The organism is Nocardia sp. NBC_01377 (assembly GCF_045040005.1).
GTDB classification, from domain to species: Bacteria; Actinomycetota; Actinomycetes; order Mycobacteriales; family Mycobacteriaceae; genus Nocardia; species Nocardia noduli.
In genome coordinates, this window is the sequence record NZ_CP109566.1 from 301,367 (window position 1) to 318,963 (window position 17,597).

Annotated in this window: 12 protein-coding genes; 10 read left to right on the plus strand and 2 right to left on the minus strand. The window is 65.9% G+C overall.

Annotation, left to right across the window (positions count from 1 at the left end; genetic code table 11):
• The first annotated feature begins 100 nt into the window (after positions 1–100).
• From OG225_RS01335 to OG225_RS01355, 5 genes are all read left to right on the plus strand, one after another.
• Complete coding sequence (locus OG225_RS01335) at positions 101–862, plus strand: TnsA-like heteromeric transposase endonuclease subunit (protein ID WP_331764093.1); 762 nt, start codon at positions 101–103, stop codon at positions 860–862.
• Between the two features lie 74 nt (positions 863–936).
• The gene (locus OG225_RS01340) at positions 937–2,895 is read left to right on the plus strand and encodes a Mu transposase C-terminal domain-containing protein (RefSeq protein ID WP_405176979.1); all 1,959 of its coding nucleotides are present in this window, start codon (positions 937–939) and stop codon (positions 2,893–2,895) included.
• On the plus strand, positions 2,892–4,007 hold the full coding sequence (locus OG225_RS01345) for an ATP-binding protein (RefSeq protein ID WP_331758288.1): 1,116 nt from the start codon (positions 2,892–2,894) through the stop codon (positions 4,005–4,007). The genes OG225_RS01340 and OG225_RS01345 overlap by 4 nt, the downstream gene beginning before the upstream one ends.
• Positions 4,004–5,131: a TniQ family protein gene (locus tag OG225_RS01350; RefSeq protein ID WP_331758286.1), complete on the plus strand. Its 1,128-nt coding sequence runs from the start codon at positions 4,004–4,006 to the stop codon at positions 5,129–5,131. Before OG225_RS01345 ends, OG225_RS01350 begins: the two co-directional genes overlap by 4 nt.
• A gap of 901 nt (positions 5,132–6,032) precedes the next feature.
• The gene (locus OG225_RS01355) at positions 6,033–6,167 is read left to right on the plus strand and encodes a hypothetical protein (RefSeq protein ID WP_405180065.1); all 135 of its coding nucleotides are present in this window, start codon (positions 6,033–6,035) and stop codon (positions 6,165–6,167) included.
• Between the two features lie 10 nt (positions 6,168–6,177).
• Here OG225_RS01355 and OG225_RS01360 read toward each other — a convergent pair whose 3' ends face one another.
• Positions 6,178–7,911 (minus strand): recombinase family protein, encoded by a 1,734-nt coding sequence (locus tag OG225_RS01360; RefSeq protein ID WP_405180066.1) that lies wholly within the window; start codon positions 7,909–7,911, stop codon positions 6,178–6,180.
• Positions 7,912–7,931: 20 nt separating this feature from the next.
• On the opposite strand from OG225_RS01360, the gene OG225_RS01365 reads away from it, so the two are divergent.
• From OG225_RS01365 to OG225_RS01385, 5 genes are all read left to right on the plus strand, one after another.
• A complete protein-coding gene (locus OG225_RS01365; protein ID WP_405180067.1) occupies positions 7,932–8,447 on the plus strand; it encodes a single-stranded DNA-binding protein in 516 nt (171 codons plus the stop codon).
• A 133-nt stretch (positions 8,448–8,580) separates the two neighbouring features.
• Positions 8,581–10,257 carry an energy-dependent translational throttle protein EttA gene (gene ettA, locus OG225_RS01370; RefSeq protein ID WP_405180068.1) on the plus strand — a complete coding sequence of 559 codons (1,677 nt, stop codon included), beginning with the start codon at positions 8,581–8,583 and terminating at the stop codon, positions 10,255–10,257.
• Positions 10,258–10,654: 397 nt separating this feature from the next.
• The gene (locus OG225_RS01375) at positions 10,655–15,586 is read left to right on the plus strand and encodes an NAD-glutamate dehydrogenase (RefSeq protein ID WP_405180069.1); all 4,932 of its coding nucleotides are present in this window, start codon (positions 10,655–10,657) and stop codon (positions 15,584–15,586) included.
• 324 nt (positions 15,587–15,910) lie between these two features.
• A complete protein-coding gene (locus OG225_RS01380) occupies positions 15,911–16,369 on the plus strand; it encodes an acyl-CoA thioesterase (RefSeq protein ID WP_405183151.1) in 459 nt (152 codons plus the stop codon).
• A gap of 69 nt (positions 16,370–16,438) precedes the next feature.
• Positions 16,439–17,107, plus strand: coding sequence for a hypothetical protein (locus OG225_RS01385; protein ID WP_405180070.1), 669 nt, complete (start codon positions 16,439–16,441; stop codon positions 17,105–17,107).
• Positions 17,108–17,271: 164 nt separating this feature from the next.
• Here the strand turns inward: OG225_RS01385 and OG225_RS01390 are convergent, their stop codons facing one another.
• Positions 17,272–17,583 (minus strand): AzlD domain-containing protein, encoded by a 312-nt coding sequence (locus tag OG225_RS01390; protein ID WP_405180071.1) that lies wholly within the window; start codon positions 17,581–17,583, stop codon positions 17,272–17,274.
• Positions 17,584–17,597: the final 14 nt, after the last annotated feature.

The window sequence follows — 17,597 nt, forward strand, 5'->3', positions numbered from 1 at the left end:
TTCGCTTCGCCGACCGGAGGTCGGCGGTGTTCGGAGGTTCGTGGGCGAGCTGGGTGGTACGCGTTGCGCTGTGCTGCTGGGTGGTTGAGAATCACAGCCCGTGACGTCGGCGGGGCTGAACGTGGTTGAAGGGGGCGCGCGATACGCGCTGTCGGTGTTCGAGTTGTCCTACTCGGCCGATGCGGTCGGCGAGGTGCGGGTTCCGTTGGCGGAGGCGTGGTCGCTGCGGTTGGAATCGCTGCGGCCGGTGCGTCGGTTCCGTTCTTATCGGGGCCAGAGGCATTTATCTGGTCAGTGGTGGTCGGCAACGACGGGGCGGCACGTGGGGTTCGAGTCCTGGCTGGAACGTGACCAGCTGGTGGCGCTGGACTTCGACCCGGCGGTGGTGGGTATTGCCTCGCAACCGTTCTGGCTGTTCTGGTCGGCCGAGGAACCGGCTCCTCGGCCGCGGTCACACGCCCCGGACTATTTTGTCCGCAAGGTCGACGGGACCGGGGTGGTGATCGACTGTCGACCGGTGGATCGGCGCGGGCCGCGTGACTTGGCGGCGTTCGAATCGACTCGCCGTGCTTGCGAGCTCGTCGGGTGGGAGTATCGGCTGTTGGGTGCCCCGGACCCGATCGTCACCGCGAACCTTCGATGGCTGAGCGGGTATCGGCATCCTCGTCATCGGATCTCCGAGATCGCCGAGCGACTTCGTGCTGCGTTCGCTGATCCGCTGACACTGATGGACGGCGCGACGGCGGTGGGGGATCGCATCGCGGTGTTGCCGGTGCTCTTTCATCTGATCTGGCAACACGAACTGAACGCAGACCTTTCCCTGCCGCTGCGCGGGGAGACGATCGTGACGGCGATGCGATGATGGCCCAGAGGGATTCGGTGCTCCGGGTCGGTGACTGGATAGTGTTCGACAACACCGAGCATCAAGTAGTCGCTGTGAGCGGGACCTCGGTCCGGCTGCGGGCCGGTGACGGCGTCGAGACCGTCGTGCTCGCCGCCTATCTGATGGGTTCGGCGGACTTCGAAGTCGTCGGATCCGAACCGCGGCAGCCGATGACACCATTCGGGATCCTGGACTCGCTACCCGAATCGGCCCTGGCTACGGCCCGTGAGTGGGAACAACACATCATCGAGATCACCACCGGCGTCGCGCCGGACGGGGCTCGCCGCGCGACCTACGATCCGCTGACGCGGACACAGCATGAGCGGGACACGGCAAAGGCGGCCGAGCTGACCGACGCGGGTCGGCGGGTCGGTGTCCGGACACTCCAGCGGCTGCGCGCCAACTATGCAGAGCAAGGACTCTGGGGACTGGTCGACCAACGGGTGCTGCGCGAGTCGACGGCGGTCGGTCGGGTCGATGAGCGAGTCGTCACTGCGGTCCGCCGAGAGTTGGACGCGCAGACCGGTGCTTCGACAGGCACGCGGTCGCGGGTGATCCGGCGGGTGAGCAAGGCTCTGGAGGAAGAGCACGGTCCAGACGTGGTCCCGTTGCCGGGCCGCAGCACCTTCTATGCGTTGATCGAGGCGTTATCGACGGGGCGGCACAGCTTCGCCTCGGCGGTGACGCGGCGGCAGGCAGCGAATCGTCCGGCGCGGCCGTTTACTCCGACGTTGGCGGCTCGGCCTGGTGAGCAGATCCAGATCGATTCGACACCGCTGGATGTGATGGTGGTGTTGGAGCCCGGGGTCCTCTCGCGCGCGGACCTGACGATCGCGGTCGACGTCGCGACCCGCACGATCTGCGCGGCGGTGCTGCGACCGGTCGGAACGAAGGCGGTCGATGCGGCGCTGCTGCTGGCGCGGATGCTGGTTCCCGAGCCGATGCGACCGGGATGGTCGGCGACGTTGGCGATGTCGGCGTCACGGCTGCCCCACGATCGGCTGATGTCGGTCGATGAGCGGATGGCGCGCGCGGCAGCCAAGCCGGTGATCGTGGCGGACACGATCACGATCGACGGCGGGAACGTCTTCATCTCCGAGACTTTCACCCGGGCCTGCGAACGCTTGGGCATCTCGATCCAGCGCGCACGCAAACGCACCCCGACCGACAAGGCGATCGTCGAAGCGACGTTCGGATCGATCAACACTCTGTGGTGTCAGCACCTGCCCGGTTATACCGGCGCCAACACCAGCCGCCGCGGGGAACGCGTCGACGAGCAGGCGGTCTGGACGATCCCGGAGTTGCAGGAATTGCTGGACGAATGGGTGATCGCGGGCTGGCAGCCGCGCCCGCACGACAGCCTGCGGGATCCGGACTTCCCGCGCAGAGCGTTGTCGCCCAACGACGCCTATGCGGCGATGGTCGCGGCGGCGGGCTATCTGCCGGTGATGCTGACCGGGCTCGATTACCTCGAGTTGCTGCCGGTGACCTGGCGGGCGATCAACGACTACGGCATCCGCCTCGACTACCGCACCTACGACGCGAAAGCGCTGGAGCCACACCGACGTCAGCCCTCGGGCAACGCCGCGAAGAGGGATCTCTGGGAGGTGCACTACGACCCCTACGATCTGTCGCAGGTGTTCGTCCGCACCCCCAACGGCTGGGTCACCGCCGAGTGGACGCACAAGCCGATGGTGAGTGCACCGTTCGCTGACTTCACCTGGCGCGAAGCTCGCCGACTGCTCGCCCAACGCGGCGTCGACGACACCGACGAGACCAACATCGCTCGCGCCCTCGATGATCTGCTGACCCGCAGCGAGAACGGACCGGTTCGGCCGAACGAGCGCGCCGGCCGCAGAGCCGCTGCCCGCGGCAGGGTCGCTGCCGCGACACATCGCCCACCGACATCCGATGCTGAACCGGTCGAACCGACCTCGATCGAATCTGTTGAGGCGACGGTGATCCCGTTCGGGATTTTCGACGCCGCCACTGAAGCCGAGAAGTGGAGATGACGAGCAGAACCCGCAAACCGGTCCGCCGACGCGAGTCCGCCTACACCCCGGCGTCGTCCGCGAAGACCATCACTGCGATCCCGCCTGACAGCCCGTTGACGACCAAGGAAGGATGGGGCCGTTTCGTCGGGCACACCCCCGCGCCGCCACCGTTGCTCACTGCCGCGCAACTGCTGGGCATGACACCGCAGGATCGCGCCGCACACGAGGACCGATTGTTGGACTACCACGCGGATCTCCCGTTGGTGAACACTCCGACGATCCAGGAAGTGATCTCGGCGGGACGGCTGCTGGTCCAACTCAACCGCCGTCAGATCTCGGCCCGACGCGGGATGGTGATCAGCGGCATGTCGGGAACCGGCAAGACCACCGCGCTCACTCAACTCGGACGCGCACACGAAATCGCGGTCCGCCGACGCTATCCCGGCCAAGGTGAGCGGTTGCCGATCATCTACGTCACCGTTCCACCGGCGGCCACACCGCGGATGCTGGCCGTCGAGTTCGCGCGCTTCCTCGGCCTGGACTTCCCGACCCGCGCCAACGTCACCGACATCACCGATGCCGTCTGCTCGGTCGCCGCGCACACTCACGTCGACCTGGTCCTGGTCGACGAGATCCACAACATCTCCCTGACCAGCCGCTCCGGCGCGGAAGCCTCCGATCAACTCAAATATTTCGCCGAACGACTTCCGGCGACGTTCATCTACGCCGGGGTCGAAGTCGAAGCACAAGGATTGTTCGCCGGTCCCCGCGGCCGTCAGATCGCTGGGCGGTTCACCGTCGTCCCGGCCACGTCGTTCGCCTACGGCACCGCCGAGCAACGCACGCAATGGCAAGCCCTGGTCGCGGCGGTCGAGTCGACGCTGCGGTTGCGCGACCACATCCCGGGAACGCTGGCCTCGATGGCCGAGCAGCTCTACCGCCGCAGCGGTGGCATGATCGGCAGCCTTTCCCAAATCATCCGCGGCGCAGCGATCCTCGCGATCGAGGACGGCACCGAGAAGATCACCAGCAACCTGCTCGACCTGGTCCCGGTCGACTACGCCGCACAACGCAGCAACCTACCGATCGCGGCATCGACATCGAGGACGTCTGCGGCAGCGCCCCGGTGAGGCGCGCGCTTCCGCGGCGCCTGCCGCGCACCGCCGCCCCCGCCCATCATGAGATCGTCGCCTCCTACCTGGCGCGCTTGGCTGCGCTGAACCACCTCGACGGCGACGAACTCTGGAAAAGCGTGAGCGTTCCCGGCCCGACAGCGGCCCGGCGGATCGTGACCGCCGAACGAATGTCGGCACTGACCGGCCGACCAGCCGAGCATCTGGCGGGAGCATTGCCCGAGCTTCGGGCCACCGCGGAGCACTGGCCGCTGTTTCGGCATCGTCCGCAACCGGGCTGCCCACGCTGCGACGCACGCCACCCGGGCGGACCGGTCTGGCGGATCCTGCCGCATCATCGCTACGTCTGCACCCGGCACCACTATTGGATCGGCCCACCCGACAACGACAGTCACGGTCCCTCGCTGCGGGGAAACCGGGAGGTGATCGCGGCCCAGCGCAAACACCTGCGCCTCGTCCAACACTTCGGCCCGGGCGCGACCTACGACGCCGTGCTGACCGCCTTCATGATCTGCGCCCATCGATGGGAAATATTCCGCCCCACCAGCGGACTACACCGGCAACAACAGATCTGGAGAGAACGCAGCTTCCAGTTCATGCCCGCGGGCGCTGAACTGTCGAGTTTCACCGCGTCGAAACTATTCGCCTGCCTCTATCCCGAAGCGGTCGATCTCGCCCCGCTGATCGCCGCGCCCCGCTGGCGACAATTCGCCGCAAGCGGCGGGGACCAACTCACGCGGTTCGTTGCCGAGGTTCGTCGGAGACTGCGTGACCACGACTACCAGCCACAGGCAGAACAAGACGCCATTGCGCACTGGATCGCGACCGACTGCTGGCGACCACCGACCACGCCGCCGAACACCTTCGCCACCGCACGAGGAAACCGCAAACCCAGCCAGGTCGGACGAATGAAACTACCCAGCGCAGAACGGACCATCCGATCCGCGGCATGGTTCGCGCTGAAAGACCGCCGCGGGATGGGTGACGCCGTCCTGCACCACGTCACACTTCGCCCCGTGATCATCCGAGAATGGTCACCCGACATGCAGGAGTTCCGCGGCGCGATTTGGAACAGCCAACGAACTGACAAGCGGTTCAGGCAGCCACAATCCGCCAACTAGACCTGGACACCACCATCAAACATCGTCCAGACCAAGATGGCGAACCGCAGCTCACGAGCAACTCGCACACCAACAAAACTCGGAACGGACAGTGGTGAGAGCGGCTGCGTGAGTGAGGCGTAGAGGAGGGGGGTGGATGTGCGGGGTGTGAGTACAACTGGGTGTGGGTAGCTGAGGGTGTGCTGCGAGCGCACGTTTAGGTGCAGTAGTGAAGTGACCGGGTGAACCGTGTGGGCCGACCAGGCCGCCGCCGCGACAGCGGCGACGGCGGACGGCATCAGCGGCGGGCACGGCGCGGGGCGGGTCCGATCGGCCCTGCGTAGGGCGGGTGCGGCGTCGGTTGCCCGGGACGCTGTCGATCTTCGGGCATACTCGATGGGGGACGAGATCAGCGGGCTGTGTGATGACAAACGAGAGGACGTCCATGTCACGCACCAGGAAAGTCCGCGCGCGCTCTATCGGGTCTGGAGTAGCTCGCTCGAGTGGACCCGATGCCGCGGCCGGTGACTCCGAAACCTCGACACCGCTGGACGGTTCGACAACCGGGGGCATACTGGACGCCGGAGGATCAGCAGAAGGCGGGGACAGGGGTACTGAGAGGACACCCATGTCACCCGACAGAAAAGTTCGCACGCGCACCAGCCGATCCGAGGCAGCGCGCCCAAGCGGACGCAGACCGCGAAACCCTGCGAGCATCGAACCTGACACCCCAGCCGATGGCCCGGAAGCGTCGACACCGCCGCAAGATCCGGCAACGGATGGCACGACAACCCGTGACGCATCAATCAACGGCGGCAAGTCGGAGGGTGGTGCGCGGGCGGCGACCCGGCGCGGCACGGGCACGGGCGGTGACGGTCCTCGACTGTCGCTGATCGGTCCGACCAGTGAGGCCACGCGCCGGTTGGTAGCCGAGAGTCGGGCGCGGCAGGGGCTCACGCCCTACATCAACGACCCACACGTGATCGAGTCGTTGGCGTTGTTCCTACGCCACGCGCTCGACACCCTCGACCACGACGACCGACGCGACCAGAGCTGACACGAGCGGTTCAGAACTGCCGCCAGACGATCTCGACTGACGAGGTGTCGAACCGCCACACCTTGCCGGTCTGGTCGGTCCAACTGGCGGCACGGACCTTCGCCGGATATACGATGACTTTCTCCACCAACCGCGCGGTGGCTTCGTGACGCCACCGCGAACCCTTGGTAGCCCATACCGTGCGCAGTTCCCCAGCGGTGCCGATATCGGCGAGCATCGCCAGCGCCGCGGCGCTGCGCAACGAGTCTTGCTCGGCGCGAAGGTCTTTCAGGGCTTGTTTCAGTCCGGTGATGGTGCGGTCGATCACCCGCAAGTCGTACTCGTCCCCGCCACCGGACAGTGCTGCGGCGCGACTGTCGATCTCGGTGTCCAGATTCGTGGCCGTGACCTCGATACGCTTTTGCAACTGTGCGATCCGGCCCGCGTTGTCGTTCCCGCGATCCACCCGGGCCAGAATCTCCGGGTTCTCGTATTCGGCGATCACTTGTTCGGCGACGAACATTTCCAACCCGCCTGCATCTCGGTATACCTTCGCGCACCCGCACTTGATCCTGCGCCCGTCCCAACTCCGGCACACGTAGCGGCGGCGGTGGAAACGGCTGCCGTTCTTGTTCGTACCCGAAATCGCCGATCCGAACATCCAGGAGCGGCAGTCCTTCCCCGGTTGTGCGCTCATCTCGGGCCAGATTCCGCCGCACTGCGTCAAGCCCGTCAACCAGTAGTTCGCATCGCGTTGTCGGGGCTTGGTCGGGTCTTCGGCCTTCGCGCGACGGTGTGCGGCGAATGCTGCCTTGACGGCCTCATGTTCGGCACGGGTGAACACAGCGGGCCACTGGGCGCGGTGGCGGGTGCCGGTGCGCGCGTGTACACGGATACCGTTGCCCTCTGGATTGTTCAGGCATTCGCAGCGCTTCCCGTTGGCGTCGGTGTGCTCGCCCAGGTCGTAGACGACGTAGGACTCTCGGAGCAATTGACGAGACAGAGCGCCCACGCGCCACTCATAACCTTCGGTGGTCGGTATGCCGCGTTCGTTCCAGTCGGTGACGATTGTCGTCTGAGTCTCGCCGTTGATCGCTCTCTCGGCACCCTCGCGCAACACTGCTACCTCTTCGTCGCGCAATGCGTACCGGTCCAGGATCTCGGTACCGGTGATCGGATGCACGCCGACCACCTTCCCGTACCCGAAACGGCGCGAACCGCCGTGCATCAGTCCTTTCGCGGCTTCCTCGCTCCTGCGGTCCAATAGGTTCTCAGTGTTGGTCTCGCGGTACTCGGCGGCTTCGGCAACCTTGACCATGAAGTTCTTACGCCCGGACCCAATCGTCAGGTCGTAATCGCTGTCTTTGACAAACACATACCGCACGTCGCGATCCCGGCCGAGTTTCATCAACTCGTTGCCCAGGTCGTAGTCACGGGTCAATCGCGATACATCGCGAGCAAGGATCACCTTCGTCGGGCCTGCTGTCACCAACCGCAGCACTTCCCGCAGCGCTGCGCGTTCGGCGTCGGCCCCCGAAAGATCGTTGTCGCAGAAGATCTGAGCCAACGCCAACCCCTTGCGGGTGGCATAGGTGACCTGATGCTTGGCCTGGAGTTGCACCCCCTCGGCACGGTCCTTGTCATCACGGGAGATGCGCACGTAGCCGTACACCCACTGAGCAGGATCGATGCTTGCTACCTGGGCCGCGAGAGCGGCATTGATCTCGGCAAGCCAAGTCACATCGTTTCGTGCAGTCCGTGTCATAACTCCAGGGTAGAAGTGGAGTGCTTAACATAACAGTCGTCGGCACCGTGGTCACTCACCCGTCCAAACGTGATCTGAACACGGGAGAGCAGGTGCTGACCTTCCGGATGGCGAGTAACTCCCGCCGTTTCGATCAGGCCACCGGCACCTGGGTGGACAACGGAACCCTGTTCCTCACCGTGAGCTGCTGGCGACGGCTGGTGGCCGGGGTGGAGGAGTCCATCAGGCGAGGCGATCCGGTCGTCGTCTACGGACAGTTGCGCTCACACGAATATCGCACACGCGACGGTGTCGAACGCCGCGATCTGGAGATGCGGGCCAGTGCCGTCGGCCCCGATCTGGGACGGTGCACGGCCAGGATCGCCCGTCGATCCGACAGCGGGACCGGGTCCGACCCCCAGGGCGTGATACGGAATACTTGTCACGGATCGAGCGCTGAACCGGATGCACGCGTCGGCCATGGACTGGGGGAGACCGCAGCGGCCGTGCCTTCCGCATCTACCCAGAGCGCCGCACCGGAGCCGGTCGACGCCTGACCTCGCATGACACCACCATGTGAGCAGGGCCGATCCGATCCGGAGGCACTCCGGCGCTCGGCCCGAATCGACCACGGCGCGGTGGGTGGCGCTGCTTGATTCCACCGTTCCCCAGACCGATAGGCTTGTGTATATGGCTGAGTTCATTTACCAGATGAAGAAGGTTCGCAAGGCGCACGGCGACAAAGTCGTACTCGACGATGTGACCTTGAACTTCCTTCCCGGCGCCAAGATCGGTGTCGTCGGCCCGAACGGCGCCGGTAAATCCAGCGTGCTGAAGATCATGGCCGGACTGGATCAGCCGAACAACGGTGAGGCGTTCCTGGCGCCGGGCGCCAGCGTCGGCATCCTCCAGCAGGAGCCGCCGCTGAACGAGGAGAAGACGGTTCGCGGCAATGTCGAGGAGGGCCTCGGCGAGATCAAGGTGAAGCTGGACCGCTTCAACGAGATCGCCGAATTGATGGCCACCGACTACTCCGACGAGCTCATGGACGAGATGGGCAAGCTTCAGGAGGATCTCGACCACGCCGACGCGTGGGATATCGATTCCCAGCTGGAGCAGGCGATGGACGCGCTGCGTTGTCCGCCGCCGGACGAGCCGGTCACCAAGCTTTCCGGTGGTGAGCGTCGTCGCGTCGCGCTGTGCAAGCTGCTGCTGAGCAAGCCGGATCTGCTGCTGCTCGATGAGCCGACCAACCACCTCGACGCCGAGTCGGTGAACTGGCTCGAGCAGCACCTGGCCCAGTACCAGGGCGCCGTGCTCGCGGTCACCCACGACCGGTACTTCCTCGACAATGTGGCCGAGTGGATTCTCGAGCTCGACCGGGGCCGGGCGTTCCCGTACGAGGGCAACTACTCCACCTACCTGGAGAAGAAGGCTCAGCGCCTCGAGGTGCAGGGCAAGAAGGACCAGAAGCTGCAGAAGCGGCTCAAGGAAGAACTCGCCTGGGTGCGCTCGGGCGCCAAGGCGCGCCAGGCGAAGAACAAGGCTCGTCTCGGCAGGTACGAGGAGATGGCGGCCGAGGCCGAGAAGCACAGGAAGTTGGATTTCGAGGAGATCCAGATTCCCGCGGGCCCGCGCCTCGGCACCGTCGTCGTCGACGTGTCGCATCTGGACAAGGGTTTCGGCGATCGTCAGTTGATCAAGGATCTGTCGTTCACCCTGCCCCGCAACGGTATCGTCGGTGTCATCGGCCCGAACGGTGTCGGTAAGACGACGCTGTTCAAGACGATCGTCGGACTCGAATCGCCCGACAGCGGCGAGGTGAAGGTCGGCGAGACGGTCAAGCTGAGCTACGTCGACCAGAATCGTGCGGGTATCGACCCCAAGAAGAACGTCTGGCAGGTGGTCTCCGAGGGGCTCGACTTCATCCAGGTCGGCAATCAGGAGATGCCGTCGCGCGCCTACGTGAGCGCGTTCGGCTTCAAGGGCCCGGATCAGCAGAAGCCGGCCGGGGTGCTCTCCGGTGGTGAGCGCAACCGCCTGAATCTGGCGCTGACCCTCAAGCAGGGCGGCAACCTGATCCTGCTCGACGAGCCCACCAACGACCTCGACGTGGAAACCCTCGGTTCGCTCGAGAACGCGCTGGAGCAGTTCCCCGGCTGCGCCGTCGTGATCTCGCACGACCGCTGGTTCCTCGACCGCACCTGCACCCACATCCTCTCGTGGGAGGGCGATTCGGACAACGACGCCAAGTGGTTCTGGTTCGAGGGCAACTTCGAGGCATACGAGGCGAACAAGGTCGAGCGGCTCGGTGCGGAAGCGGCTCGCCCGCATCGGGTTACACACCGCAAACTGACCCGCGACTGAGATCGGGATCCGACGGGGCGATTGCTGTTCGCATCGCCCCGTCGATCGGCCATTTTTCGAAGGATTTGCGGCGAAGTGCCGTCGATCGGCTCCGATGCCGAAGGAAATACGGACGCCCGGCCATCCCCGCCGAATCTCGATAGGGTGGGTTACGTGCATGCGCCGGTGCTGTCCGAGATCTGGGTAGTTCCCATGCCCGACGCGCCGATATGACGGTCGCCGGGTCCCATCGAGTGCTGAGCCGAGTGGACGACCTCGGCAATTGCGCGGCGAATATCGCAACCGTGGTGAACACCCCGGGATTCAAAGGGATTTCACCCGCTTGTCTCCGATGCGCAGCTACTCTCGGACCGGCGTCGCTTTGTTACGGAACCGAATCCGAGGAGTTGGCGAAAAAATGACGGTCTCGTCCGAATTGTCCAGTGCGGCGTGGTCCGCGGGTCTGCCGCAGTCACTGCGCGGAGATCTCGCGGCCCTCGAGGAGGCGTATTTCCGCCACGTCGACGCGGGCGATGTGGACTGTGCGATCACCGGGATCACCCAGATCTTCCGACGGCACCTCGAGTTGGCGATCACCCGGCCCCCGGGCCGGGTACTGGTCCGGGTGTATCACCCGGACGACGGATCGGGCCTCGGCGCCGCCATCCAGTTGGTCACCGAGGATATGGCGCTACTCGTCGAGTCGATCACCTCGTCCCTGAGCCGCATGGGCGTCAGCGTCAGCGAAGTCATCCATCCGATCTTCGAGGTCGAGCGCGACGCCGAGGCCCGGCTGCTGCACGCGGCGCCGCACGAGGTGGACGGCAACGGCGATCCCGGGATGCGCGAGTCCTGGATGCACCTGCAACTGCACGCGTCGACCACCAGGGAGACGTTGGATCGCATCGAGCAGGCGCTGCCGATGGTCGTCACCGACGTGCGCCAGGTCAACAGCGACACCGATGCCATGAAGCAGGTGCAGAGCACCCTCGCCGACACTCTGACCGAGGCCGCCGCGGCGGGTCGCGCGCCGTTTCCCGCCGACGATCTGATCGATACCGCGAATCTGTTGCGCTGGCTGGCCAGCGGTAATTTCACCGTGCTCGGTTACGCCCGCCATCGGTTGGGCGAGAATCACGAGCAGATGATCTCGAATGCCCTGCCGGGCACCTGCCTCGGTGTGCTGCGGCCCGATGTCGGCACCGATTTCCGCGTGCCGATCAACGGCGGCGATCGGCCGCTGCTGATGCTCACCCAGGGTTTGGTGCCCGCCACCGTGCACCGCTCGGTGTACCCCTATTTCATCGGCGTCGCGGATTTCGACGAATCGGGCGAGGTCGTCGGCGACCATCTCTTCATCGGGGTCTTCACCGTCACCGCGGTCCACGAGAACGTCCTCGACATCCCGGTGATCGAGCGCCGGGTGCGTTCGGTGATCGAGGAGAGCGGCTTCGACCTGGACTCGTTCTCCGGGCAGGCCATGCTGGAGGTCATCCAGTCGTTCCCGCGCACGGAGCTGTTCTCCTCCGATACCGAGACCATGCGCCACACCGCCACCGCGGTGCTCAACGTCGGCCTGCGCAGGCAGGTGAAGCTGTTCATGCGCGCCGACAGTTACGGCCGCTTCGTGGCCTGCCTGGTGTACCTGCCGCGTGATCGCTACACCACCCACGTCCGGTTGGAGATGCAGGACATCCTCGTCCGCGAACTGGGCGGCGATTCGATCGACTATTCGGCGCGGGTGAGCGAAAGCGAACTCGCCAGCGTCTATTTCACCGTTCGGCTGCCCGATGCCGAAGGCGCGCCGCGTGCGGAGCAGACGGCCGCGGCGGACACCTCCGAGCCGAACCGGCTGCGGATCCAGCGGCTGCTGGCCGAGGCGAGCAACACCTGGGACGATCACCTCAACGACCAGTTGAATACCGCGCCGGTACTCGCTCCCGCCGTCGTCAAGCGGTACGCGGACGCCTTCCCCGAGGGCTACAAACAGGATTTCGCCCCGGCGCGCGCGCTCGGCGACATCATGCGGCTCGAACGGCTGACCGAGGGGTCGATCGTCCAGAACCTGTACCGCAGACCGAATTCGGAGCCGGGCTCGTGGCGGTTCAGCCTCTACATCGGGGGCACCGGGATCTCCTTGAGCCAGGTACTTCCGGTATTGCAGAGCCTCGGCGTCGAGGTCGTCGACGAGCGCCCGTACCGGATCGAACTCGAGACCTCCCCCGGCGGCCGGATTCTCGAGCGCTGGATCTACGACTTCGGTCTGCTGGCGCGTCCCGAACTGCTGCGCAGCTCCCTCGACCGTGATCTGGACGCCGAACTGCTGGAATCCTCGGCCCGCGCCGACGTGCTCGAAGCGGAGGTGCGCGGGCTGCGCGAGCGGTTCACCGACGCCTTCGAAGCGGTCTGGCACGGTCGCGCCGAGGCGGACGGGCTGAACGAACTCGTGCTGCGGGCGCGGTTGCCGTGGCGGTCGGTCGCGATCCTGCGCACCTACGCGAAATACCTTCAGCAAGCCGACTTTCCGTACAGCCAGACCAATATCGCGCGGGTACTTCTCACCTACCCGGACGCGGCTCGGTTGTTCGTCGACCTGTTCGCGGCGCGGTTCGATCCCGACTCCGTGGCGGCCGAACACGCCGCGGAGCTGGAGGTCCGGCTGCGTGAACGCATCGACGAGGTGGTCAGCCTCGATGCCGACCGTATCCTGCGTGCCATCCTCAGTTTGATCAAGGCCACGCTGCGCACCAACTACTACGTGACCGACACCGAGGGGATGTCGCGCGACTTCATCTCGGTGAAGGTCGAACCGCGCGAGATCGCCGAACTGCCCAAACCTCGGCCCCGGTACGAGATCTTCGTCTATTCGCCGCGCGTGGAGGGCGTCCACCTGCGATTCGGTTCGGTGGCGCGCGGCGGATTGCGCTGGTCGGATCGGCTGGAGGATTTCCGCACCGAAATCCTCGGCCTGGTCAAGGCGCAGGCGGTCAAGAACGCCGTGATCGTGCCGGTCGGCGCCAAGGGCGGCTTCGTGGTGAAACAGCCGCCGCAGGCGAGCGGCGATCCCGTGGCCGACCGTCAGGCGTTCGGCACCGAGGGGGTGGCGTGCTATCGCACTTTCATCTCGGGTCTGCTCGATATCACCGACAACGTCGATCGGGTGACCGGCGCCGTGCTGCCGCCCCCACGGGTGGTCCGCCGCGACGGCGACGACACCTACCTGGTCGTCGCCGCGGACAAGGGCACCGCGACGTTCTCCGACACGGCCAACGACATCGCGCAGCGCTACGGGTTCTGGCTCGGTGACGCGTTCGCCTCCGGTGGTTCGGCGGGTTACGACCACAAGGCGATGGGCATCACCGCCAAGGGCGCGTGGGAGAGCGTGAAACGGCATTTCGCCGAGATGGATCTCGACACCCGGACTCAGGACTTCACGGTCGTCGGCATCGGCGATATGAGCGGTGACGTCTTCGGCAACGGCATGCTGCTGTCCGAGCACATCCGCTTGGTCGCCGCCTTCGACCACCGGCACATATTCCTCGACCCGGACCCGGAGCCCGCGAGGTCGTACGCGGAGCGGGCGCGCATGTTCGCACTGCCGCGGTCGTCGTGGGCCGACTACGACACCTCGGCGATCTCCGAGGGCGGCGGGGTGTGGGATCGCACGGTCAAATCCGTGCCCATCAGTCCGCAGGCCCGTATCGCGCTCGGCCTCGCCGACGACGTCACCTCGCTCTCGCCGCCGGAACTCGTGCGCGCCATCCTGCTCGCGCCGGTCGGCCTGCTCTGGAACGGTGGCATCGGCACCTACATCAAGGCGTCGTCGGAATCGAACGGCGATGTCGGCGACAAGTCCAACGACCCGGTCCGCGTCAACGGAAACCAGCTGCGGGTCAAGGTCATCGGCGAGGGCGGCAATCTCGGCGCGACCGCGCTCGGGCGCATCGAGTTCTGCCGCGCGGGCGGCAAGATGAATACCGACGCCCTCGACAATTCGGCCGGTGTCGACTGCTCCGACCACGAGGTCAATATCAAGGTGCTGCTCGACGGTGTGGTCAGCGCGGGGCTGCTGCCCGAACCCGAGCGTAACCCGCTGCTCGCCTCGATGACCGACGAGGTCGCACGTATGGTGCTGCGGGACAACGTATCCCAGAACTTCCTGATGGGAATCTCGCGGTTCGAGGCGCCGGGGATGCTCAATGTCCACCAGCGGCTCATCGAGGACCTGGAGGAACGACGCGGACTCGACCGCGAATTGGAGGCGTTGCCCTCCACGGTGGAGTTGAAGCGCAGGCGCGAGGAGGGGACCGGACTCGCGTCGCCCGAACTGTCGAATCTCATGGCCCATGTGAAGCTTTCGCTCAAGGTCGACCTGCTCGACTCGGATCTGCCCGACAACAACTATTTCTCGGGCAGGCTGGCGGACTACTTCCCGTCCGCGCTGCGGGAACGATTCGGCGCGGCCATCAAGAGGCATCGGCTGCGCCGCGAGATCGTCACCACGATGATCGCCAACGAGATGGTCGACTACGGCGGCATCACCTACGCGCACCGGCTGAACGAGGAGACCGGAGCTACCGCGACGGACGCGGTGCGCGCTTTCGCCGCCGCCATCGAGATCTTCGATCTGCACGCCATGTGGTCACGCATTCGCGCGGCCGATACCTCGACCTCGGTCCGCGACGCGCTCGAGATGGAGACTAAACGGACCCTCGACCGGGCGTCGAGGTGGCTGCTGAGCAACCGTCCGCAGCCGATTCCGGTCGGCGCGGAGATCAATCGCTACAGCGGCGGTGTGCGTGAACTCGCGCCGAAGGTGCCGGGCTGGCTGCGCGGACACCATGTGGCGACGCTCACCGGCCAGTCCGCCGAGTTGATCGCCCAGGGTGCGCCGACGGATCTCGCCACCGAGGTCTTCGGGTTGCTGAACCTCTTCCCGTTGCTCGACGTGCTCGATATCGCCGATATCACCGATCGTGACCGGGACGAGGTCGGCTCGCTGTACTACGCCCTCAACGACCACCTCAAGATCGATTGGCTGCTGGAGGCGGTCAGTCATCTCGAGCGCGGCGATCGCTGGCATTCGCTGGCCAGGCTGGCGCTGCGCGACGATATGTACGGCTCGCTGCGTTCGCTGACCCTCGATGTGTTGTCGGCGGGCGATCCGGAGGAGACGGCCGACGAGAAGATCGCCTACTGGGAGTCGAAGAACCAGTCCAGGTTGGGCCGCGCGCGGGCGGCGCTGTCGGAATTGTTCGAATCCGGAACGCACGATCTCGCGACGCTGTCCGTCGCGGCGCGACAGGTGCGCAGCATGGTCAGCGGCGTGGGCGCGCAGTCGGAACGCTGACCTCATCGATCGGGTGCGCCGCGGCGGCGCACCCGGCCGAATACGCCGAATGATGTTAGGGTTCAACAAGAATTGCGGGTAGCGCGACGTCGCGCGGATGACGCACTCGACGTGTCCTTCGCCCCCGCGACGATCACCGGTGGCGAAGATTGCGATACTGGGTGCCGCGAATCGGTCGAGACCCGAGCGAACGCCCAGGTCACCGCGACCGGAAATGATCGAATTCGGTGCCGAAGGATCTCGCCGTGATACCTGTTCTGCAACGTCGCAGACGGGTGTGGCGCGAGATCGGCGCCCGATCGGAGGTACCACGTGACGAGTTCGGTGAACGGTAAAGGAAAAGCCAACGGTAGCGCTCTGCTGCTACCCAAGCGCTTTCACGCCAGGGTGGAAGTCAGGTGGTCGGATATGGACGTGTTCCAGCACGTCAACCACGCGCGCATGGTGACCCTGCTGGAAGAGGCCAGGATCCCGTGGCTGTTCGAGGACGGACGTCCCACCGAATCCCTGCGCGCGGGCTGTGTGCTGGCCGATCTGCGGGTGCGTTACCGGGGTCAGTTGCGGCACGAGGACACCCCGCTCGATATCGCCATGTGGATCGAGCAATTGCGTGCCGTCGATTTCACGGTCGGCTACGAGGTGCGCGCCAACGGCGCGGCCCCCGATTCCGCGCCCGCGGTGGTCGCCTCGACCCAGATCGCGGCGTTCGATATCGAGACCCAGCGGCTGCGCAGGCTCACCGACGGTGAGCGGGACTATCTGTCCGAGTGGATGGACAGGTGAGCTGAGCTCAGGATTTCGTGACGACAGTGTTGTTGTGAGGGCGGCGACGCCCGTGAGGGCGGAGTTGCCGTGAGGGCCGAGCAGCGGGTGCTGTATGTCAGTGATCCGGCCGAGCGTGAGAATCTGGCCACCTTCCTGAGCCGGGCGATCCGGCTCGACGTCGCGGCGGTGGTGCGGTTGCGTAGGCGCGGCGACACCTCTGTCTCGGCGTGGGTGGCAACCGGTTTCGAGGCGTTGGCCGTGCGGACGGTGTCGGCCGAACTGGGTGTGGACGATGTCACCGTCGGAGCCGATCTGGTGCTGGCCGGACTCGGCTCCGGAAGTCCGATCGACCTCGGCTATTCGATGGATTCGGCCTGGCGCGGAGCGCTGCCGCCGAGCGACGGATTCGCCCACATCGACGATGTGCCCGCGCGCACGCTGGTCGAATTGGCGGAACGCGGTGCCCAACTCGCCAAGGAACACGGCAGCTCGCACGGCCCGCCCGCCTCGCTGCTGGATCAGACGGTGCTCACGGTGTCGGCCGACCCGGTTTCGGTCGAAGTGCCGATGCGTGTCGTCTTCGCCCTGACCGCAATGGATTTCATCCCGCATTCGGGAGACAGAACCGAGGCTCGACGCATCCCGCCCAGCGAGATCGTCCGCGTCCGGGCGACCAACACATGGTTGCGGATCGACGCGCGCTACGGCTCGGTCGCCCGTCGTCGCGGCGGAGCGATCCCGCTGACCCCGAGCTGATCGGGGAGTTGTCGGTGGTTCGCCAGGGTCGCCGGAGCCCGGAACCGCGAGTTGCCTGAGCGGGCCGTTCGGCTTCCAGGCCAGCACGATCGCGAGTTGTCTGAGTAGGCCGCTCAGATTTCAGGTCGGAACGATCCCGAGGGGTTCGCAGCTGAGCCGCCGACTCAAGCGACTCCGAACAGTCGTAGCGCCGCCGTACACCCCGCCGCCGCCACGATCACCACCAGCAGCGGCGCTCTCCGCCATGCGAGAACACCGCCGACGACGACCCCGGCGGGTAGCGCCACTCCCAGTTGCGCGGTGCCGAAGGGCAGCGTGGTGACCACGACCAACGCCGCGAGCAGGACCACCGCCCCGATCTCCAGGAGTCGCTCGGCACGTTCGGGAAACCGGATGCGGCTGCGCAACGCGGGCCCGGCCAAGCGGAAAGCGAAGGTGCCGACGGCGAGCGCGACTATCCCCGCGGTCGGCATCATGCGGTCTCACCGCG